The 21,086-nt window shown below is 74.9% G+C and carries 18 protein-coding genes; 8 read left to right on the top strand and 10 right to left on the bottom strand.

Features of this window, described 5'->3' with window-relative positions:
- Nucleotides 1-8: 8 nt before the first annotated feature.
- The 3 genes from LDL48_RS04215 (at nt 9) to LDL48_RS04225 (ending at nt 2,850) form a co-directional block, all read left to right on the top strand.
- Entirely contained in the window at nt 9-545 is a 537-nt protein-coding gene (locus LDL48_RS04215; protein ID WP_225253642.1) for a DUF305 domain-containing protein, read from the top strand.
- A gap of 79 nt (nt 546-624) precedes the next feature.
- Nucleotides 625-2,247 carry a GGDEF domain-containing protein gene (locus LDL48_RS04220; RefSeq protein WP_225253643.1) on the top strand — a complete coding sequence of 541 codons (1,623 nt, stop codon included), beginning with the start codon at nt 625-627 and terminating at the stop codon, nt 2,245-2,247.
- Nucleotides 2,248-2,319: 72 nt separating this feature from the next.
- Nucleotides 2,320-2,850 carry a GNAT family N-acetyltransferase gene (locus tag LDL48_RS04225; RefSeq protein WP_225253644.1) on the top strand — a complete coding sequence of 177 codons (531 nt, stop codon included), beginning with the start codon at nt 2,320-2,322 and terminating at the stop codon, nt 2,848-2,850.
- Nucleotides 2,851-2,853: 3 nt separating this feature from the next.
- Here LDL48_RS04225 and LDL48_RS04230 read toward each other — a convergent pair whose 3' ends face one another.
- On the bottom strand, nt 2,854-3,495 hold the full coding sequence (locus tag LDL48_RS04230) for a response regulator (RefSeq protein ID WP_225253645.1): 642 nt from the start codon (nt 3,493-3,495) through the stop codon (nt 2,854-2,856).
- A 32-nt stretch (nt 3,496-3,527) separates the two neighbouring features.
- Nucleotides 3,528-4,688 carry a sensor histidine kinase gene (locus tag LDL48_RS04235; RefSeq protein WP_225253646.1) on the bottom strand — a complete coding sequence of 387 codons (1,161 nt, stop codon included), beginning with the start codon at nt 4,686-4,688 and terminating at the stop codon, nt 3,528-3,530.
- A 147-nt stretch (nt 4,689-4,835) separates the two neighbouring features.
- Between LDL48_RS04235 and LDL48_RS04240 the strand changes: the two genes are divergently transcribed.
- The 3 genes from LDL48_RS04240 to LDL48_RS04250 are packed head-to-tail and all read left to right on the top strand — an operon-like array spanning nt 4,836 to nt 8,852.
- Entirely contained in the window at nt 4,836-5,609 is a 774-nt protein-coding gene (locus tag LDL48_RS04240; protein ID WP_225253647.1) for an ABC transporter ATP-binding protein, read from the top strand.
- On the top strand, nt 5,606-8,152 hold the full coding sequence (locus LDL48_RS04245; protein WP_225253648.1) for an ABC transporter permease: 2,547 nt from the start codon (nt 5,606-5,608) through the stop codon (nt 8,150-8,152). The genes LDL48_RS04240 and LDL48_RS04245 overlap by 4 nt, the downstream gene beginning before the upstream one ends.
- A gap of 58 nt (nt 8,153-8,210) precedes the next feature.
- Complete coding sequence (locus LDL48_RS04250) at nt 8,211-8,852, top strand: GNAT family N-acetyltransferase (RefSeq protein ID WP_225253649.1); 642 nt, start codon at nt 8,211-8,213, stop codon at nt 8,850-8,852.
- Nucleotides 8,853-8,855: 3 nt separating this feature from the next.
- Here the strand turns inward: LDL48_RS04250 and LDL48_RS04255 are convergent, their stop codons facing one another.
- From LDL48_RS04255 to LDL48_RS04290, 8 genes are all read right to left on the bottom strand, one after another.
- A complete protein-coding gene (locus LDL48_RS04255; protein ID WP_225253650.1) occupies nt 8,856-10,814 on the bottom strand; it encodes a response regulator in 1,959 nt (652 codons plus the stop codon).
- A complete protein-coding gene (cheB, locus tag LDL48_RS04260) occupies nt 10,811-11,890 on the bottom strand; it encodes a chemotaxis-specific protein-glutamate methyltransferase CheB (RefSeq protein ID WP_225253651.1) in 1,080 nt (359 codons plus the stop codon). Before cheB ends, LDL48_RS04255 begins: the two co-directional genes overlap by 4 nt.
- Entirely contained in the window at nt 11,887-13,977 is a 2,091-nt protein-coding gene (locus tag LDL48_RS04265) for a hybrid sensor histidine kinase/response regulator (protein WP_225253652.1), read from the bottom strand. The genes cheB and LDL48_RS04265 overlap by 4 nt, the downstream gene beginning before the upstream one ends.
- Entirely contained in the window at nt 13,974-15,446 is a 1,473-nt protein-coding gene (locus LDL48_RS04270; protein WP_225253653.1) for a HAMP domain-containing methyl-accepting chemotaxis protein, read from the bottom strand. The genes LDL48_RS04265 and LDL48_RS04270 overlap by 4 nt, the downstream gene beginning before the upstream one ends.
- Nucleotides 15,447-15,449: 3 nt before the next feature.
- Complete coding sequence (locus LDL48_RS04275) at nt 15,450-15,980, bottom strand: chemotaxis protein CheW (RefSeq protein ID WP_225253654.1); 531 nt, start codon at nt 15,978-15,980, stop codon at nt 15,450-15,452.
- A complete protein-coding gene (locus LDL48_RS04280) occupies nt 15,977-17,368 on the bottom strand; it encodes a CheR family methyltransferase (RefSeq protein WP_225253655.1) in 1,392 nt (463 codons plus the stop codon). Before LDL48_RS04280 ends, LDL48_RS04275 begins: the two co-directional genes overlap by 4 nt.
- Nucleotides 17,365-17,862 (bottom strand): chemotaxis protein CheW, encoded by a 498-nt coding sequence (locus LDL48_RS04285; protein WP_225253656.1) that lies wholly within the window; start codon nt 17,860-17,862, stop codon nt 17,365-17,367. The genes LDL48_RS04280 and LDL48_RS04285 overlap by 4 nt, the downstream gene beginning before the upstream one ends.
- A gap of 80 nt (nt 17,863-17,942) precedes the next feature.
- Nucleotides 17,943-19,070 carry an acyltransferase family protein gene (locus LDL48_RS04290; protein WP_225253657.1) on the bottom strand — a complete coding sequence of 376 codons (1,128 nt, stop codon included), beginning with the start codon at nt 19,068-19,070 and terminating at the stop codon, nt 17,943-17,945.
- A gap of 580 nt (nt 19,071-19,650) precedes the next feature.
- Here LDL48_RS04290 and LDL48_RS04295 point away from each other — a divergent pair.
- Both LDL48_RS04295 and LDL48_RS04300 read left to right on the top strand, forming a co-directional pair.
- Nucleotides 19,651-20,181: a CAP domain-containing protein gene (locus LDL48_RS04295; protein WP_225253658.1), complete on the top strand. Its 531-nt coding sequence runs from the start codon at nt 19,651-19,653 to the stop codon at nt 20,179-20,181.
- Nucleotides 20,182-20,344: 163 nt separating this feature from the next.
- Nucleotides 20,345-21,085: a L,D-transpeptidase family protein gene (locus LDL48_RS04300; protein ID WP_225253659.1), complete on the top strand. Its 741-nt coding sequence runs from the start codon at nt 20,345-20,347 to the stop codon at nt 21,083-21,085.
- The last annotated feature ends 1 nt before the right edge of the window (nt 21,086 follow it).

The following is a 21,086-nucleotide window of genomic DNA, read 5'->3' on the forward strand; positions in this document are numbered from 1 at the left end:
GAGACGGGATGCGACGCCGGAACCTGCTCACCCTGCTCGCCGCGGCCGGCCTCGCCGGTTGCGCCGCCGCGCCGGAGCGCCCGGAGTACAACGACACCGACGTGATGTTCCTCCAGATGAGCCTGGAACACGCCCGCCAGGGCGAGCCGGTGGTCGCCCTCGCCGCGACCCGGGCCACCGACCCCGCGGTACGCCGGACCGCCGCCGACCTGCGGGCACGGTGGCGTACCGAGGCGGCCACCATGCGCGAGTGGCTGACCGCGTGGCAGCGGCCGGTGTCGCCCGGACCCGATCCGGGCGCCCACGCCGGGCACGGTGACCTGCACTCGGTGCGGGCATCGGACCTGGCCGAGCTGCGCGCCGCCGCCGGGGCCGCCTTCGACCGCACCGCGCTCAGCCTGCTCCTCGGCCACCTGCACAACAGCGTGGCGACCGCCCGGATGGAGACGTCCGGCGGCCGCTACCCGCCCGCGCTGAACCTGGCCGCCGACCTGACCCGCACCCGCCAGGCACAGATCCGGCGCCTGCTCGCCCTGGCCGGCTGACCCGGCCCGCGCCGGCCCTCAGTTCGCGCCCGCCCGCGCCGAAGGGAAGCCCGGAGCGCCGGGTCGGCGGAGGGACGGGATGACGGACGGATCAGCGCTGGTGCCCGTGTCGCCGTACGGGCCGTTCATCGAGCTCGCACTGACCGTGCACGAGCTGGCCGGCAACGGCCGGTTCGCCGAGGCGATCGCCGCCGCGAACGAGTTCCAGGCGATCGCGCGCGCGTTCGGCGACGAGAAGACCGTCGATTTCCTGATCCAGGGCCGGATGTTCGCTCACCAGTACCACGGCGACTTCGCCGGCGCGATGGCGGTGGGACTGGGACTGCTGGACCGGCAACGGGCCGCCGGCAACGTGCTGGGCGAGGCCAAGACGCTGGCCGACCTGGCCCAGCTGGGTGTGCAGAGCAACCGGACCGCCCAGGGCATCCTGCACCTGGCGCGCGCCGGGCTGCTGCTCGAGACCACGTCCCGGCGCAACGAGCGGTACGCCTCCGCGCTCGCCGCGTACGGCCAGGCGGCGAACACGGCCGGGCTGTACGAGGTGGCCGCCGCCGCGTACGAGCAGGTGCTGGCGGAGCACGCGGCGTACGCGTCGTCGCCCGGCAGCTACCTGGCACACCGCTACCTGGAGCTCCTGCTCACCTGGGGTTTCCGCCTGGACCACCTGGGCCACGGTCTGGAGGCCGGCTTCCGGTTGCGCCGGGCCGTGGCGGTCGCCTCGGGCTGGCTGGCGGAGCACCCGGGTACCGGCCCGGACGGTGCGCCGGGACCGGTGGACACCTGGGAGATCCGGGCGGTCCTGGCGCTGGCCCGGGCCAAGCTCGGTGAGGCCGGCGAGGCGACGGCGCTCGCCGCCCCGCTCGTCCTGCCGCTGCGGGAACACCGGCTCGCCGGCGGCGCCTGGGCCGTGCACCTGGCCCTCGGCATCGCGCACCGCAGGCTCGGCGACCACCCGGCCGCCCGCCGCGAACTGCTCGCCGCCCGGGACTGGTGCGGCCTCGGCGGCTGGGCCGACGACGAGCTGATCGTCGCGCACGAACTGGCCGTGCTCGCCGCCCAGGCGGACGGCGGCCCGGCGGCCCGGGACCTGCTCGCCGCGCTGGACGTGCAGAACCGCCTGCTCGGGCGGCAGCGCATGCAGCAACTGACGGCGCTGCACCACGCCCGCGACCGCGAGGAACTCGCGCTGGAACGGGCCGGTACGCAGGCCGCGCTGCTCCGCGACCCACTCACCGGACTGGGCAACCGCCGCCAGTTCGACCAGCTGATGACGGAGCTGGACACCGGCGCGGCGGCCGGGCCGGTGAGCCTGCTCATCCTCGACGTGGACAAGTTCAAGGCGGTCAACGACACCTACTCGCACACCGCCGGCGACGCCCTGCTGCGCCGGATCGGCGCCGTGCTGGCCGCCTGCTGCCGCACCGGACAGGACGTCCCGATCCGGTACGCCGGTGACGAGTTCACCATCTTCTGCTACGCCGACCTGCCGGCCGCGGTCGAGGTGGCCGAGCGGATCCGGGCCGCCGTGGCGGGCGCCGAGGTCGACGGGATCGCGCCCGGCGCCCCGGTGTCGGTGAGCATCGGCGTCGCGGCGCGCGCCGACGGGATGACCGCCGCGGAGCTGTTCCAGGCGGCGGACGCGAACCTCTATCGCGCCAAGCGCGGCGGCCGGAACCGGGTCGCGGCGAGCGCCGCCGACTGACGCCCGCCGCCCGTGCCGCACTGCGGACAATCCGGTCGCCGGGCGGCATCCGTCCCGGCTACCGTGCCTGGCATGCCCGAGCTGATCACCCCCACCGCCCGCCTGCACCGGCAGTGGCTCGACGCCCGCGACGACTGGGGCCGCGGCGTGCACCAGGACGGCTCCGGCCTGCGCGCCGACGACGAGGTGGACTCGGCCGACGGCTTCGCCGCCTGGGTGGACCGGATCACCGCCGAATCGGACCCGGAGCGGCCGCCGGCCGAGGGACGGGTGCCGTGCACGTACTGGTGGATCGCCGAGGGCGACACCGTCCTCGGCTCGATCTCGCTGCGCCACGAACTCAACGATTTCCTGCTCCGGGCCGGCGGGCACATCGGGTACGGCGTGCGGCCGTCGGCCCGGCGTCGTGGGCTGGCCGGGTACGCGCTGGGCGTCGTGCTCGGACACGCCCGCGAGCGGGGCCTGGACCGGGTGCTGATCACCTGCCACGAGACCAACGAGGGGTCCCGGCGCACGATCGAGCGCCACGGCGGTGTGCTGGAGGACGTCCGCGACACCGAACTGGGCCGCACCCGCCGCTACTGGATCGCCCTGCGCGCCTGAGGTTCAGCCGACCAGGCGGCGTTCCCAGGCCCAGGCCGCGATCTCCACCCGGTTCCGGGCGCCCAGCTTGGTCTGCACACTGCCCAGGTGGGTCTTCACCGTGCCCACCGAGATGAACAGCTGCGTGGCGATCTCCGCGTTGGTCAGCCCGCGGGCGGCCAGTTTCACCACGTCCAGTTCGCGCGGCGACAGGCCGCCGTCGTCGATGCCGCCGGGCGCCGGCGGGCTCAGGTGTTCCAGCAGCCGGACCGTGATCGACGGGCTGATCAGGGCGTCCCCGGACACCGCCGCGCGGACCGCCTCGACCAGCAGCGCCGGGCCGGAGTCCTTGAGCAGGAACCCGGCGGCGCCGTTGCGCAGCGCGGTGTGCACGTACTCGTCGAGGTCGAACGTGGTGACCACGACGACCCTGACCGGTTCGGCCACGCCCGGTCCGGCCAGCAGCCGCAACGCCTCCAGACCGTCCATCTTGGGCATCCGGATGTCGAACAGCGCCACGTCCGGCTTCAGCCGGCGGGCCAGCGCCACCGCCTCGACGCCGTCGGCCGCCTCACCGACCAGCTCCATGTCCGGCTGCGCGCCGATGATCATGCCGAAGCCGGTCCGGACCATCGCCTGATCATCGGCGATCAGAACCCGGATCACCCGGTCACCTCGACCATGAGTATGCCTCCGCCTCATCCGCCGAGCGGCAGTGCCGCGTCGACCACCCAACCGCCCTCGATGCCCGGCCCCGCGGTGATCCGTCCGCCGACCGCGCGGACCCGCTCGGTCAGGCCCACGAGACCGTACCCCGGCCGGTCGCGCGGCGTCGCGGTGCGGGGTGGCGCGCCGTCGTTGGCCACCCGGACCAACAACCATTCCGGGGTACGCCGGACCCACACGTCCGCCACCCGGGCGTCCGGGGCGTGCTGCCGGATGTTGGTCAGCGCCTCCATCGCCACCCGGTACGCCGAGGTGGACACCTCCACCGGCAGCCCGTGCACGTCGCCGTCGATGTGCAGCCGCGCCAGCGGTCCGCCGGCCGCGCTGAACTGGTCGACCAGCGTGGTCATCTCCAGCACACCGGCGATCGGGGCCAGCGGTGCGTCCGGTCGCGCCTGCGGGTCGCGCAGCACGCCGACCATCCGGCGCATCGACGCCATCGTCTCGGCGCCGGCGTTCTCGATCTGTTCCAGGGCCAGTAGCACCCGCTTGGGGTCCTCCTCGGCGATGTACCGCGCGCCCTGCGCCTGCACCACGATGCCGGTGACGTGGTGCGCGATGAAGTCGTGCAGGTCCCGGGCGAACTCGGCGCGCTGCTCGGCGCGGACCAGGTTCACCGCCCGCTGCCGGCCGGACTCGACGGTGCGCAGGTAGACGCCGCCGCCGATCGAAACGGCGGCGGCGAGGGCGAGCACCAGACCGCCGATGATGTACTGGTAGGTGAATCCGCCGCGCATCGGCAGCAGGCCCACCGCGGCCACGGTGGCCACCGCCGATCCGACCGCCCAGTGCGGGTGGCCCCGGCGGCACACCACGAACAGCACACCGAGCAGCCCGAGCGCCTCCGCGGTGCCGAAACTGCCGTCGGTTCCGCCGACCGCGGCCACCGCGAACGTCAGCAGCAACGAGCAGAGCGCCAGGACCAGTGCGACTTTCGGCAGCCGAGTGGAGTCCTGCCGGTGGCGCGGGAGCCAGACCACCGCGGTGGCGATCGCGGACAGCACGCCCAGCGGCCCCAGCGGGCCGGTCACCAGCCCGCCGGCCACGTCGATCAGCCCGAGCAGCGCCATCACGAACAGCAGCCCGAGCTGGCCGGCGTGGACGAGCAGGTCCCGGTTCCGTTGCGTCACCATCGTGACCCAGCGTATGCGGTGGTCAACACGTTCCCATCGGCCGAAAGACAGATCCACGACGGTCGGTGTCCCTCACCTCGGACCGATGCGCCGGGTGCTTCCCGACCTTCAGGATTCCCCCAGGTTTCCGACGGAAGAGGACACACGATGAGATCGCAGTTCCCCGCGCCCACCACGGTCGCTCCCGACACGATGGCCGCCGTCGCGGCGGTGGACCTGGTCAAGGTGTACGGCAGCGGCGACACCGCGGTCCGGGCGCTGGACGGCGTCACGGTCGGCTTCGCCCGCGCCGCGTTCACCGCGATCATGGGCCCGTCCGGCTCCGGCAAGTCCACGCTGATGCACTGCCTGGCCGGGCTGGACACGGCCACCTCCGGACAGGCCCTGCTGGGCGGCACCGACCTGACCGTGCAGTCGGACCGGGTGCTCACCAAGGTGCGGCGGGACCGGATCGGCTTCGTGTTCCAGTCGTTCAACCTGCTCCCGCAGCTCACCGCGGCGCAGAACATCACGCTGCCGCTGGACCTGGCCGGCCGCAAGGCGGAACGCGGCCTGTTCGACCGGCTGGCCGGGGTGCTCGGCATCGCCGACCGGCTCGGGCACCGGCCCAGCGAGCTGTCCGGCGGCCAGCAGCAACGGGTGGCGCTGGCCCGGGCGCTGGTGGCCCGCCCCGACGTGGTGTTCGCCGACGAGCCCACCGGCAACCTGGACTCCCGGTCCGGCGCCGAGGTGCTGGCGTTCCTGCGTACCTCGGTTCGGGAACTGGGCCAGACCATCGTGATGGTCACCCACGACCCGGTCGCCGCCGCGTACGCCGACCGGGTGGTGCTGCTCGCCGACGGCCGGGTGGCCGGCGAGATCGACCGGCCGGACCGGACGTCGGTGGCCGAGGCCCTGCACGACCTGGCGGCGGCCCGATGAACACGGTCCTGCGTACCCAGCTCAGCGGCGTCGCCCGGCGCCCCACCCGGCTCCTGCTCACCGGCCTGGCCGTGCTGGTCGCCTCGTTCGTGGTGTTCACCGCCGTGCTGGCCCAGCAGATCATCGAGCGCAGCGTGCTGAACGGGCTCAGCGGCACGCCCGAGGCGGTCGACCTGGTGGTGCAGAACGGCGCCGTCGGTACCGGCGAACTGAAGAAGATCGGCAAGCTGCCGGGGGTGGCCGAGGCGGTCGGCCGGGTCTCGGTGGGCGCCACCGTCGGTGGGCAGTATCTGGACCTGAGCTCCGATCCGGGCAGCGGTCCGCTGGCCCAGGCCACGGTGCTCTCCGGGCGGTATCCGTCGGCGCCGGGCGAGGTCGCGGTCAGCACGCGCACCGCGGAGCGGATGGGTCTGCTGGTCGGCACGAAATTCTCGATGATCACCCGCTGGTCCGACGACGGCAAGGCGGAGAAGCCCGTCCGGGCGACCGTCACCGGCCTGGTCGACACCGGCGAGGACTACGGCTCCTCGGCCTATGCGCCGCAGGCCACGGTGAGCGCGTTGGTCGGCGAGGGCGCCCTGAGCCGGATCGACGTGCGGCTGGCGGCCGGCGCCGCACCGGACGAGGTGCGGTCCGCGGTGACGACGATCCTCTCCGCGGTGCCGGTGAGCCCGGTGTCCGGCGAGCGGGCGACGGTCGACAGCGGGGCGGAGGTCCGCCGGCAGGAGGCCGAGGCCGCGGTCAGCGACATCAACGACGTGTTCGCCATGGTGGCGATGTTCGTCGCGATCGCGGTGGTGGCCGCGGGTCTGGTCGCCACGTCGACGTTCCGGATCGTCTTCGCCCAGCGGATGCGCCAGCTCGCCCTGCTGCGCGCGGTCGGCGCCGGGCGCGGCGCGATCACCCGGTCGCTCGCCGTCGAGGGTGCGCTCACCGGACTGGTCGCCGGCGGGGTCGGGGTGCTCGTGGCGCTGGCCGTGGGACACGCCGTGCCGCCGATCGCCCGGGCGTCCGGTGCGGAGCTGGCGTCGCCGGGACTGCCGGTGGTGGCCGCGCTCGCCGTGGTCGCGCTGGCCGTGCTGATCACGGTGTTCGCGGTGCTGGCGCCGGCCGTCTCGGCGGCCCGGGTCGCGCCGCTGGAGGCGCTGCGCTCCTCCAGCACGGCCGGCGGCCGGCGCGACATCGGCGTGCTGCGCTGGATCACCGGCCTGCTGTTCGTCGCGGGTGCGGCGGGCCTCGGCGCCGTGGTGGTGAGCAGCCTGCCCGAACCGGACGCCGAGAACTACGACCCGCTGCCCATGCTGTTCGCGGTCGTGGGCTCGGCCGGTCTGGCGTTCTTCGCCCTGATCGCGCTCGGGCCGGTGCTGGTCCGGCCGATTCTGTGGCTGGTCGGCTGGCCGCTGCGCCGGCTCGGTCCGGTGGGCCGGCTGGCGGTCGGCGGGGTCGGCGGTGCGCCGCGCCGGGCGGCCGCGGTGTCGGTGGTGGTCGCGCTCGGCGTCAGCCTGATCGCCGGGGTGCTGGTGTCCGGCGCGTCGGTGCGGGTGCTGGCCGAGCGGGAGATGGCCTCCGCCGTGCCCGCCGACTTCGAACTGGCCGCCTCGGCGGAGGCCCGGCTCGGCACCGCGATGGTGGAGCAGGCCCGGGCCCGTGCCGAACTCGCCCACGTGACGCCGTACCGGCGGCTGAGCGAGCTGACCGTCGGCGACTCGACGATTCCGCAGGACGCCAACGACCTGACCATGAGCGCGCTGCCGGCACTGGCGAAGCTGGACGTGACGGCCGGCTCCTGGCGGGACATCGGACCCGGCACGGTCGTGCTGTCCGGCTTCACCGCGGACGACACCGGGCTGCGCGTGGGTGACCGGACCGAGGTCCGCGCCGGCGCCCGGAAGGTGTCGGTCACCGTGGTCGGGGTGCTGCCGGACTCCGCGCCGCTGAACTCCGGCCTGGTGCTGAACGCCGCCGACCTGACCCGGCTGGGCGCGACCGGCAACCGGTACTCCGGTCTGCTCGCCGACGCCGCGCAGGGCGGCGAACAGGGCCGCAACGAGGGCCAGAAGGCGCTCCAGCAGGTCACCGGCGGGCAGACCGGCCTGGGCGTCGTGGTGCTGGCCGACCAGCGCGACGAGTTCGACCAGGTGCTCACCGTGGTGCTGCTGATCGCGGTCGGGCTGATCAGCCTCACCGTGCTCATCGCGGTGGTCGGCGTCGGCACCACCACCGCGCTGTCGGTGGTGGAACGGGTCCGCGAGTCCGGCCTGCTGCGCGCGGTCGGGCTGTCCCGGGGCGGGCTGCGCGCGATGCTCACCGCGGAGTCCAGCCTGTACGGCGTCGTCGGCGCCACCCTCGGGCTGCTGCTCGGCGTGCCGTACGCCTGGCTGTCGATCAAGGCCCTCGGCGTGAACGCGCCGCTGGCCCTGCCGGTCTGGCAACTGGCGGCGGTGTTCGCCGCGCTGGTGACGTTCACCGCGCTGGCCGGGGTGCTGCCGGCCCGCCGGGCGGCCCGGGTCAGCCCGGTCGCCGCGCTCGGCACCGACACCTGAGCGCCGGCGGCGGTGGCGGCACCCGGGGGCCGCCACCGCCGCCGCATAGGGTGCGGGAGTGAGCTACTCCGACTGGCCGCTGTTCGACCTGCGGCTGCACTGCCGAGGTGTGGACCTGACCCCGGTCCGCGAGTCCGACCTGCCGGTCCTGGCCGCGCGGGAACCGGACGACTACGAACCGGACCCACGGCTGTCCGCGCTGCCCGGGCTGGAGCCGGGGCCGGACCGCCGGCGGTTGTTCCACCAGGGCTACTGGCGGGCACTGGGCACCTGGTCGCCGGAGTCGTGGGTGCTGCACCTGGCGGTCCGGCAGGACGGCGACCTGGTCGGCGTGCAGACGCTGGAGGGCGACGACTTCCCGGTGCTGCGTACCGTCGACTCCGCCTCCTGGCTGGTGCCCGCGGCCCGCGGCCGGGGGATCGGGGTGGCCATGCGGATGGCCGTGCTCGGCCTGGCGTTCGAGCATCTGGGTGCGGTCGCCGCGATCAGTTCGGCCCGGGCCGACAACCACCCGTCGCTGGGGGTGTCCCGGCGGATCGGCTACGCCGACAACGGCGTCGGCCTGGTCCATGCGCACGAGGGCGCGGTGCTGCTGCGGCACCTGCGGCTCACCGCCGACCGATGGCGCTCGTCCGGTCAGGCCGGCGAGGTGACCGTGCGGAACTTCCCGCCCTGCCGGCCGTGGTTCGGCCCGGCCTGATCCTCAGGCGGCGCGGCGCGGCGCGGCGGGTGGGAGCGTGAACCAGAACGTCGCGCCGCGGCCGTCCTCACCCTCGGCCCAGATCTCCCCGCCGTGGCGCTCCACCGCCCGGTGCACCGTGGTCAGGCCGATGCCGGTGCCGGGGAACTCGGCGGCGTCGTGCAGCCGGGCGAACGGCCGGAACAACTCGCCGGCCTGGCCGGCCGGGAAGCCCGCGCCGTTGTCCCGGACGAAGAACCGCGCCGACACGCAGCCGACCTCGATCACCGGCAGGTCCACCCGCCGGGTGAACTTGACCGCGTTGTTGATCAGGTTCTCCAGGATCACCCGGGTCAGGCCCAGGTCGGCGTCCACCGTCATGCCGTCGTGCACGGCGAAGCCGACCTTGCGGTCCGGCTCGCGGGCCAGCACCTCCGTGGCCACCTCCCGCGCGGTGGCGCTGAGGTCCACCGGCTCCCGGCGCAACTCGCCGCGGCTGGCCCGGGCCAGGAGCAGCAGCGACTCGACCAGGTCGGCCATCCGCTGCGCGGCGGCGTGGATGCGCTGCACCCGGTGCCGGGCAACGTCGCCGAGCGGCTCGTCGTCCTCGTCCAGGATGGTCTCGGCGAAGCTGCTGATCACCTGCAACGGACCGCGCAGGTCGTGCGACACCGAACCGCTGAACGCCTCCAGCTCCCGGTTGCGCCACTCCAGCTCCTCGACCAGCGCGGCGCGGGTCTCGGCGAGCTGGCGGGCGGCCCGTTCCTCGGTGGCCTCCAACTCGCGGCGCATCAGCTCCTCGCGGATGCGGCGGCTCTCGTCCTGCGACTGCTTGCGCCGGATCTGGGTACGCACGTGCACCCGCAGCGCCTCCGGCCCGTCGTCGGCCGGCACGTAGTCGTCGGCGCCGGCGGCCAGGCACTCCAGCATCGCGTCGTCGTGCCCGCCGGTCATGATCAGCGGAACGTCGCCGACCTGCGGCACCTCCTTGATCCGCCGGCACGCCTCCCGCCCGGAGTCGGCCACGCCGTCCAGGCCCAGCACGATGCAGTCGACCGGCTGCGCGGCCAGCAACTCCAGCGCGTCCGAGGCGGTGGCGGCCGGCACCACGTCGTACCCGTCGGAGCGCAGCGCGTCGCCGAGCCGGTCCAGCTGGCGCCGGTCCGGGGAGAGCGCGAGCACCTTGCTGGGACCGTGCGGGCTGCCGGTCGCCTCGATCGGCAACTGTTCGGCACTCTGCCGCAGCACCGCCGCCAGCTTCGCCAGCACCACCGCCAGGTCCTGCTGCTTGCGGACGAACCCGTCGGCGCCCGCCTCCAGCATCTGCACCTCGGTGGCGTAGTCGTCGGCCGCCGTCATCAACAGGCACGGGGTGTCGCGCAACGCCGGGTCCAGGCGCATCCGCCGGATCACCGTGGCGCCGTCGATGCCGGGCATCACGCCGTCCACCACCACGGCCGCCGGGCGCCGCTCCGCCGCCGTGCGCAGTCCCTCCTCGCCGGACGGGGCGGTGAGCACCGCGTACCCCTCGGCCTCCAGCAGTTCCCGCAGCCGCTCCCGGAACGTCATGCTGTCGTCGATCACCAGCACGGTGGTGCGGTCGTCCGGGCTGTACGGGTCCCCGAGCAGCTGCCGGACCCGGGCCACCACGTAACCCGCGTCGTACGGCTTGCCCACGTACTCGTCCGCGCCGGTGCGCAGGCCGTGCAGCCGGTCGGCCACCTCGGTCTCGCTGGACAGCAGCACGGTGGCGATGTGCGCCAGGTCCGGGTCGGCGCGCAGCTCGCGCAGCAGCTCCACCCCGTCCGCGTCGGGCAGCACCACGTCCAGCACCGCGGCGTCGAAGTCGCGCGCGGCGAACGCGGCCCGGGCCTCGGCGCCGGTCGCGCACAGCACCGAGGTGAAGCCGTCGGCGGTGAACGCCTCGTGCAGATCCATCCGCACGGTCAGGCTGTCGTCCACGATCAGCACGGTGTGGTTCATCGCCGCGCCCCGCTGGTCACGGCGAGTTCGGCCAGGCGGGCGGCGATCCGGGCGGGCGGCAGGATGTGTCCGGCGGCACCGCTGAGCGCGGCCTCCCGGGGCATGCCGTACACCACGCAGCTCGCCTCGTCCTGGGCGAACGTGACCGCGCCCTGGGCCCGCATCCGCAGCAGCCCGTCGGCGCCGTCCCGGCCCATCCCGGTCAGCACGCAGCCGGCCGCGGCCGCGCGGTACTCCGCGGCCACCGACTCGAACAGCACGTCGACCGACGGGCGGCAGGAGTGCCGGGGCGGTCCGTCGCTGAGCCGGACGACGCCGTTGTGCACGTACATGTGCCGGTCCGGCGGGGCGAGCAGTACCCGGCCGCCGAGCGAGCTGATCACCATGCCGTCCAGGCCGTAGCTGACCCGGTGCCCGGTCTGGTCGGCCAGCCAGTCGGAGAACGCCACCGCGAACGGCTCGCTGGCCGCGATGTGCTGCACGCACAGCACCGGCGGCCGGAAGCCGGACGGCAGCGCCCGCAGCAGCTGGGTGAGCGCGCCCGGGCCGCCGGTCGACGCGCCGATCGCGACCATCCGCAGCTCGTTCCCGTCGGACCCGGCCGGCTCGGACACCGCCGTCGGCGCGGCGGCGGGCGGTGCGGCCCGTCCGCGTCCGTCCAGCCGGGCCCGCGGATGGGTGATCACCCGGATCCGGGACACCAGCCGCACCGCGGCGCACAGCCGCCGCCCCCAGCTCGCGTCGGAGTCGTCGCCGCGCGGCTTCTCCAGCACGTCCAGGGCACCGGCGGCGAGCGCGTTGTAGGTGCTGAACAACTCGCGCCGGTCCGCGGACGACACCACCAGGATCGGCGTCGGGAACTCCGCCATGATCTGCTCGGTGGCCTGCAGACCGGTCATCACCGGCAGCATCATGTCCATCGTCACCACGTCCGGGCGCAGCCGGCCGCACAGCTCGACCGCCTGCCCGCCGTCGTGGGCCTCGCCGACGACCACCAGGTCCGGATCGGCGGCCAGCGACGCGCGCAGGTGGTGCCGCATGGTCGCCGAGTCCTCCACCACCAGGACCCGGATCACGAGGGCACCAGCCGGCGGATGTGCGCGAGCAGTTCCTCCTGGTCGAACTCGCCCTTCACCACGTACGCGTCCGCACCCACCTCGGCGCCGCGCTGCCGGTCCTCGGCGCTGGACCGGGAGCTGACCAGGATCGCCGGCACCCCGGACAGCGCCGGGTCCGCCCGGGTCCGCGCGACGAAGGTGAACCCGTCGATGCCGGGCATGTCGATGTCGGTGAGGAACAGCCCGTACCGGCGGGCCCGCGCCTTCGTCAGGCCCTCCTCGCCGGACGCCGCCAGATCGACCTGGTAGCCGGCCGACTCGAGAATGGAGCGTTCCAGCATCCGGGTGGTCAGCGAGTCGTCGATGATCAGGATGGGCAGCCGCTCCACCGCGGCGGGCACGGCGCCGGCCTGCACGTGCCGGCCGTTCCGGGCCGCCGCCACCAGACCCTGGGCGTCCAGCACCAGGCGCGGGTTGCCGTCCAGGTCCATCGCGACGCCGCCGATCACCGGTGCCGCCGGGGCGAGCTTCGGCAGCGGGCGCACCACCAGGGTGGACGTGCCGGCGAGCCGGTCCACGCCCACCGCGACCGCCTCGCCGTCGGCGGCCAGCACCACGGCGACGCCGGGCGGGCCGCTGTCCGGCACGGCCGCGCCGGCGTACAGCACGCCGGCCAGCGACAGGAACGGCAGCGCCCGGCCCTCGTGCGCCATCCGGCCGGTGGCCGCGGCGGTGGCGGCCTGGTCCGGCAGCAGGCGTACGCAGGTCCGCACGGCGTCCAGCGGCACGGTGGCCACGGTGCCCGCCGCCTCCAGCACCAGGCCCTGCACGCTGAGCAGTGCCAGCGGGACGACCAGTTCCACGGTGGCGCCCCGCCCGGCCTCGGAGCCGAGCGTGACCGCCCCGTCCAGCTGGTCCGCCACGTCCCGGGCGACGTCCAGGCCGATGCCGCGCCCGGACACCTCGGTGACCCCGGCGGACGTGCTGATCCCGCCGCGCAGGAGCAGATCCAGCAGCGCCCGCTCGTCCGGCTCCGGTGCGCCCGGTGCCAGCCGTCCCCGCGCCCGGGCGGCCCGGCGGATCGCCGCGACGTCGAAACCGCGGCCGTCGTCCGTACACCGGAAGGCCGCGAAGCGCCCGCGTCGCTCGACCTCGACGACCACCGTGCCCTCGGCGGGTTTGCCGGCCGCCGCGCGGTCCGCGGCGGGCTCGATGCCGTGCGCCACCGCGTTGCGGACCACGTGCAGGAAGGCGCCGTTGACCAGCGCCAGCACGTGCGGGTCCAGGCGCAGGTCGCCGCCGCGGCCCTCGAACCGCACCCGCTTGCCCTGCCCGTCGGCGGCGTCCCGGACGGCCCGGTGCAGCGCGGTGAACACGGTCGAGGCGGCGACCAGGCGGAGCCGTTCGGCCCGGCCGCGGATCTCGTCCAGCTCGCGTTCCACCTGCTCCACGCTGTCGGTGAGCCGGCGGCCCAGCGCGCTCAGGTCGGCGGCCAGCCGCAACGCGCCCAGCCGGGCGGTGTCCGCGCCGCCGGCCCGGGCGGACCGCAACTGGTCGGCGAGGTTCTCCGCGGTGCGGTGCAGCCGGTCCAGCGCGTGCGCGCCGGTGCGCAGCGGCCCGAACCGGGCATGCGCCTCGCCGATCGCGTCCAGCAGGTCGTCGACGTCCGCGGTGGCGGCCCGCGGCGGCGGTGCGGTCTCCGGCGGCACGCCCGGCTCCAGCTGCCCGGCGACCGGCCCGGCGACCGGCCCGGTGGCCGGGGGAGGGGCCGGCACGTCCGCGCCCGGCGCCGGGGCCGGCTCCAGCGCGGCGACCCGGGCCTCGATCTCGTCGTTGAGCCGGAGCAGTTCGCGCATCTGGTCGGTGGCCAGCGGCGCGTCCTCGGTCCGGTGCGGGATCAGCACCTCCTCGAACTCGTGTGCCCGGTCGGCGATCTCCTGCTGCTTGACCACCCGGGCGGCGCCCTTGAGCGTGTGCGCGAACCGCAGCAGCCGGGCCACCAGGTCCGGGCCGGGCTGCTGGTCGAGGTCGAGCACGCCGGCGCTGATTTGATCGACCAGTTCCCGGGCCTCGATCCGGAAGTACCGCAGCGGATCTCCGCTCATCCGTGCTTCCCCGTACCCACCAGTTCCAGGAGGTCACCGGAGAGCTTGGACAGGTGCGCGGCGGTCTGGCGGGTCTGCGTGGCGCTGGCCTCGGTCTCCCGGGTCACCCGGGCGGTGTCCGACGCGGCCACGTTCACCTGCTCCACCGCGGTCGTCTGCTGCTTGGTGGACAGCTCGATCTCCCGGGTGGCGTCGTTGGTGGTGGCCACCAGATGCGCGATCCGCCGGAACGAGCCGGTGGCGTCGTCGAACTGCCGGGCCCCGGCGTCGACGCTCTTCGCGCCGATCTCGGTGGCCATCACGGTGGTGTTGACGGCGCCCCGGACGTCGTCGATCAGCGCCCGGATCTCCTTGGCCGAGCCCGCGGTCCGGTCCGCCAGCTTGCGGATCTCGTCGGCCACCACGGCGAACCGGCGGCCCCACTCGCCCGCGCCGGTGGCCTCGATGGTCGCGTTGATGGCCAGGATGTTGGTCTGCTCGGCCAGCTCCGAGACCAGGTCGACCACGCCGCCGATCTGCTGGGACTTCTCGCCCAGCGCGAGCATGTGCTGCACGATCAGATCCACCTGGGTACGGATCGCCGCGATCGACTGCCGGGTCTGGTCGATGGTGGCGTCGCCGGTGGCCGCGGCGTCCGCGGTGTCCTCGGCGATCTTCGAGACGCGCTGGGCGCTCTCCGCGATCTGCCGGGACGTGATGAGCAGCTCGCTGATCGTGGTGGTGATCTCGCTCATCGCGCTCGCCTGGTCCCGGCCGCCGGTGGCCTGCTGCGCGGCGGCGGCCTCCAGCTCCGCCGACGAACTCTGGATGTGGCCGACCGCGGCGCCGACCTCGCGGCGCAGGTCGCGGTTCAGCCGGTACGCGATCAGCGCCGCGCTCAGCATGGCCAGCAGGCCGAGCACCACGATGACCACGATCGCCTGGGTGGCCCGGACCGACGACGCGCGCTGCCGGGCCTGGACGTCCGCCCGGGTCCGCTCGGTCAGCGCGCTGATCGCGTTCTGCAGCGCCAGCCGGGACGGCGCCACCTCGGTGGCCTGCAACTGGGCGATCGTGGTGAGGTTCTTCATGGCGCGGCGGCGTTCCAGCACCGGGTCGAGCACCTGGGAGTGCCGCTCCTCGGACCGGGACACGTCGTCCAGCAGCGCCACGGCGGTCGGGTCGGTGAGCGCGCCGCGCAGCTCGGCCACCTGGTCGAGGAAGGTGGTGCGGTCCGCCCGGGTGGCGTCCAGATAGTCCTGCCGGCCGTTCAGCAGGTACGCGCGGTAGTTGCCGATCCGCCGCTCCGCCGTGGTGTGCAGCCGCTCCGCGCCGGTCACGCCGTCGGCGGCCGCGGTGATCACGTCGTCCTTGCTGTTCACCACGACGGTCAGGGCCAGCACCGAGGCGGCGCCCATGAGCAGGGTCAGCGCCACGGTGAGCCCGAATCCACCGGCCAGCTTGTTGCCGAAGGTACGTCCGGCCATCATCGTCTATCGCTCCTCGTCCGCGTCGGTGTGTCCGGTCAGTGCGTGCACGGCGGCCCGGGCGGCCGGCAGGTCGACGATCGCCCGGGTGCCGCCGGGCAGCGGCACCATGCCGCGCAGGCTGCCGCCGGCGTCGCCGGTCTCGGTGACGATCGTGTCGGCGGGCACCCGCAGATGCCCGTCCAGGCGGTGGAAGGCGAACGCCAGCGCCGGGGCACCGCCGACCAGCACCAGCCAGCGCGGGCGCTCCGGCAGCGGGTGGCCGAGCAGGGCGGCCAGGTCGTACACCGGCACGATGCCGCCGCCGAACCCGGCGACGCCGAGCAGCGCCGCGGCCGGGCCGGGCAGCGGGGTGACCGGCCGGTCCGGGAAGAGTCCGGCGGCCTGCGAGAGGCGCAGCGCGTACGGGTGGTCACCGGCCCGCACGGCCAGCAGTTCGACGTGCTCCCGGTCGTACCGGCGGGCCGGTTCGGCGAACGAGCGGTCGAAGTCGGCGCGCAGGTCGGATCGGCGGATGCTCACCGTGTCGGGGCTCATCGGCGGCTCCCGCAGGCGTCGATCTCGGTGCGGCACAGGTGGCTCAGCGCGATCCGCCCGAAGCCGCCGCCGAACATCGCCAGCCGGTCGTCGCTCTCCCCGCGCAGCAGGTCCACCGCGCGGTCCAGTTCGGTCAGCGCGGTGCGGTGGTCGCCGCGGCGCCGGGCGAGCAGCCCGAGCCGGACCCGGGGCATGGCGAACGCCGGGTCCAGGTAGGCGGCCAGCCGGTAGTGCCCGATCGCGACGTCCACCGCGGCCCCGCCCTCCAGGCAGACGGCGAGCAGGTGGTGGGCGTCGGCGTCCAGCCCGTCCCGGTCGAGCAGCCGGCGGGCGGTGATCTCGGCGTCGTCGAGCCGCCCGGCCTGCGCCAGCAGGACCCCGTACAGCAGCAGGTCCGGCCGCGCCGGGTGGTCGGTCAGTGCGGCCTCGGCGAGGTCGAGCGCGTCGGCGAACCGTTCGGCGTGCAGCAGCGCGCGGATCCGGTCCGCGGCGGCGGCCGGCGGCGCCGCGGGCGGGCCGGGCGCCGGGTCCCGCCGTGGCGCTGCCGGTGCCGGTCCCGCCGCCGGTGCGGCCGGGGGGCGGCGATAGTAGAACGTGCCGTGGTCGTGTTGCGGTTCCAGGCCGTCGGGCCTGCTGCCCAGCGAGTCGGTGTGCCCGAGGAACAGGTAGCCGCCCGGGGCGAGGGCCCGGGTCATCCGCCGGACCAGCGCCGCCGCGGTGGCCGGGGTGAGGTACATCAGCAGGTTGCGGCAGAAGATCACGTCGTACAGGTCGGGCCGCCACAGCGCGGCGTCCTCGTCGGCGACGTTGTACTGCCGGAACCGGACCAGCTCGCGGATCTCCGGGAGCACCTCGTGGCCGCCGTCCCGGGGGCGGAACCAGCGTTGCCGTACCTCGTCCGGGGTCTCCCGCAGCGACCAGCCGGAGTAGCAGGCGCCGGCGGCCTTGCGCAGCATCGCCGGGTTGGCGTCCAGGCCCAGCACCGAGACGATCCAGTCCGGCCCGGGTGCCGCGGTCCGGGCGATGATCGCCAGGGTGTACGCCTCCTCGCCGGACGAACTGCCCACCGACAGCAGCCGCAACGCCCGCCGCTCGGCCCGGGCGGCGATCCGTTCCGGCAGCACCGTGTCCGCCAGCGCCCGGAACTGTTCGCCGTGCCGGAAGAAGTACGTCTCGGTGATGGTCAGATCCTCGGCGATCGTGCTGATCTCCTCGCGCCACCCGCCCGCGCCGAGCCGGTCCAGGTACGCGCCGGCGTCCAGCCCCCGCGCCGCGGCCCGGGCGGCGAGTTCCTGCCCCAGGTGCGGCAGGTCGGCGTCGGCGAACGTCCAGCCCATCCGGGTGGCGAGCAGCGTGCGGAACCGGGCCAGGTGCTCGCCGCCGGTCACTGGACCACCGCCGCTTCGGCGGCCGCGACCCAGACGTCGTCCGGCACCACCCGCATGCTCTGCAGCAGCAGGAGGGGCTCGCCGTCGAGCGTGCCGACGCCGGCGACCAGCGTGCCGGCCGCCCCGCCGAGCAGTGCGGTGTGCCGGGTCGCCGGGCCGTCCGCGGCGGTGGCGCGAATCCCGAGCACCGGACCGGTGGCGAACGCGACCGGACCCCGCTCGGTACGGACCGCGACGTACCGTTCGGGTGCGGCGCGCTCGCCGGCCAGCAGGCAGGCCACGTCGACCACCGGCGCCGGCACCCCGCGCATGATCGTCATCCCGGAGACGAACGAGGGCGTCCCGGCGAGCGGGCGGGTGGCCAGCGGTCGCATGATCTCGGCCACCTCGTCGAGCGGCAGCGCGCACAGCAGTGACCCGGCCCGGAACACGAGCGACATGGCGCCCGCGGACTCAGGCTCCGCGGACTGCGCGGTATGCCCGGGCTGCCCCATTGGCACAGGTTAGCGACTGTATGCGGCCCATTAGCGAAAAACGTTCGCAGTGCTCCCGCTCGTTTCCGCCGGCCGGCGGGTCAGGGGCGGTCGCGGGGTGACCCCAGCCAGGTCACGTGCGCGGCCCGCCAGTCCTCCGGCGCCGGTGGCGCACCCGGTGACGCCCCGGGCGGCGGCTCCGTGGTGGGCCACAGCCGCGGCGGGCGGCGGGCCGCCAGATCCTCGGCCCAGCCGAAGGCCAGCACCGCCACCCCGGTCAGCGCCAGGGCGACGGCCAGCTCCATCGGACCGCTGAGCACGCCCAGGTCGTCCAGCGCCACCATGGCCAGGACCGGCCACACCACCGCGATGGCGATGTTGTGCCACAGGTACACGGTCACCGCCCGCGCGTTGAGCAGCGTGACCAGCCGGTCCATCGGACGGACCCGGGCCAGCCAGCCCATCGGCGGACGCCAGCGCAGCACCAGCAGCACGAACGCCAGCGACCAGAGCGCCTGCGACTCGGTCACCTCGTTCAGGTCGTAGCCGTCCTCGCCGGGGTGCCCGGACAGCCAGTACAGCGCCGCGGCCCCGAGCGCCACGGACACCGGCACCAGCACGGCCGGGCGGACCCGGGCGAGCCGGCCGTCGTGGTGGGCGAAGCCGGCGATCCAGCACGCGCCGTACGTGGCGAAGTCCCACAGCGCGGCGTCCGCGGTCTCCGGCAGCGTCAGGCCGGTGAGGTCCAGGACGCCGATCAGCAGGACCGGCGCGGCCACCGCGAACCAGCCGATCCGCTTCCAGGCCGCGAAGAGCAACGGCGAGAGCACCACGAACCAGAGGTACGCCCGCAGGTACCAGAGCGGCTCCCACACGTCGACCGCGTGGTCGCTGCCCGGCGGGTCACCGATCGGCAGCAACCAGAACCCCAGCCGCGCCACGCTGAACGGATGCTCGCCCTCCTCCTGCGCCCACCCGGTGACCAGCATGACCGGCACCGCGAACACGGCGAGCAGCCAGAGCGGGGGCAGTAGCCGCCGCAGCCGCGAGGTGATCACCGGGCCGGCGGCGCGCCGGTCGAGCGAGGCGGCGGTGAGCGACCCGGCGAGCGCGAACATGACGCCCATGGCGGGTAGCAGCAGGGACAGCCAGGGCCACCCGAAGAGGTGGTAGACGACCACCCGGACGATCGCGGCGGCTCGGAGAAGGTCCAGGTAGCGGTTGCGCACCGCGTCACCGTAGCGACGCGATCCGCCGGGCCGGGACGGCTGCGCAGCCGGACAAAACGGTCCGGAGGGATGACCCCCAACGAGTGAAGTGTCCGTTTTGCCGGTCCGGCCGGGTTGTCGGGGAGGAATCGGCGCCGCGCGCGAAATGCCAGCTCATCCGGGGTGCCCGGCGGGTGTGCCGGGGGCCACCCGCGGCCGGCCGCGGTGACGGCGGTCAGTGACCGGGCCGCCGGTTGCCACGTTGGTCCGCCCGGGTGCCGGGGACGGCCGCGGCGCCACGAACCGAGGGGACGGTATGCGGAGACCAGTGGTGGCGGTGTGCCTGACGGCGTCGGCGGTCCTGCTCGCCGGGGGTATCGCCGCCGCGACGTCGGCCGGGGGTTCCGCTTCGGCCGGGGGTTCCGCTTCGGCTGGGGGTTCCGCTTCGGCCGGGGGTTCCGGTCCGGCTGGGGGCTCTGCCTCGGCGGCCGGTGATCGGGCGCCGTCCGGCGGGCCGGTGGCGGCGGCCGTCGCACCGGCACTGGAGCGGCCCGGCGCTGACCGGCCGGTCGTCCGGCGGCCAGCCGCGCAGAGGCCCGCCGTGCAGAAGCCCGCCGCGCAGGAGCCGGCCCGGCAGCGCCCCGCCCAGGCCGGGCCGGCCGACCCGCCGGCCGACCCGCCGGCCGACCCGCCGGCCGGCGCGCACCGGCAGGCGTCCCCGGCCCCGGTCTCCGGCAGCGCGTCCGCGCCGGTGCAGCGGCAGGTGCTCGCGCTGGTGAACGAGCACCGCCGCCGGAACGGGTGCGCCGACGTGACGGCGGACGGCCGGCTCATCGCGGCGGCCAACCGGCACGCGGCCGACATGGCGCGGCGCGGCTACTTCGCGCACCGGTCCCCGGACGGCCGGGACGCGGGGGACCGGGTGACCGACGCCGGGTACCGGTGGTCGCGCTACGGCGAGAACATCGCCCGCGGGCAGGACAGCGCGCACGAGGTGGTGGACGGCTGGTGGCACAGCGCGGACCACCGGGAGAACCTCCTCGACTGCCGGTTCCGGGAGATGGGTGTGGGGCTCGCGTTCGACCGCGACGACCGGCCGTACTGGGTGCAGGACCTCGCCACTCCCCGGTGACCCGATCTCGGTGGCGCACCCCGTTCCCCAGTGACGCGGTGCGGGCGGCGGGCCGGACGATCACGAGGTGCCGACGCGCCGTCCCGCCCCGGCCGTTCGCCCGACCTCCCCGCGCCGGTGTCTGTGCTTCGATGGCGGTAGACATTCCTGGGGAGGAAGACACGTGGCAGTCGAACGCACTTCCGCCCGCGCCGTCGCCGCCGCCGTCGCGGCCGTGCTCGGAGCGGGCCTGGGCGCGGCCGTGCTGACGCCGCCCGCCGCCGCGGCGCCGCCGCCGGCCGCCGTGGTCGTCGCCCGGGCCGCGGCCGCCTCCTGCTCCACCGGGCGCTACCAGAAGCAGGTCGAGGGCTACCTGAAGAAGCTGGGCGGCTTCGGCTCGGTGACGGTGGACGGCCGGCAGTCCGCCGCGGACTGCGCCGCGATCAAGAAGTTCCAGTCGCGGTACGGGATCAGGCCGGTCGCCGGTCTGGCCGGGCCCACCACCCACGGCGTCGCGAAGCGGCTGGCCGCCACGAAGACGTCCGCGTGCAAGGCGAAGAAGTCGCGCACCACGGTCTGCGTCGACCTGACCAACCAGACGGTGTGGGTGATGAAGGGCGGCAAGGTGACGGTCAAGCCGACCGTCACGCGCACCGGCATGAAGGGCTACCGCACCCCCACCGGCACGTACCGGATCAACAAGCGGACCAAGAAGGAATGGTCGAATCCGTACGAGGTGTGGATGCCGTACTGGCAGCGGTTCGTCGGCGGGGTCGGCCTGCACCAGACCACCACCTACCTGCACGACGGGTGGCGCGGCTCGCACGGCTGCGTGAACCTGCTCGCCGCCGACGCCAAGAAGCTCTACGGCATCGGGCGGATCGGCACCACGGTCAAGGTGTTCGGCCGCCGCCCCGGCACCTGAC

Origin of the sequence: Jidongwangia harbinensis, from assembly GCF_020216025.1 — a bacterium.
GTDB classification, from domain to species: domain Bacteria; phylum Actinomycetota; class Actinomycetes; order Mycobacteriales; family Micromonosporaceae; genus Actinoplanes; species Actinoplanes harbinensis.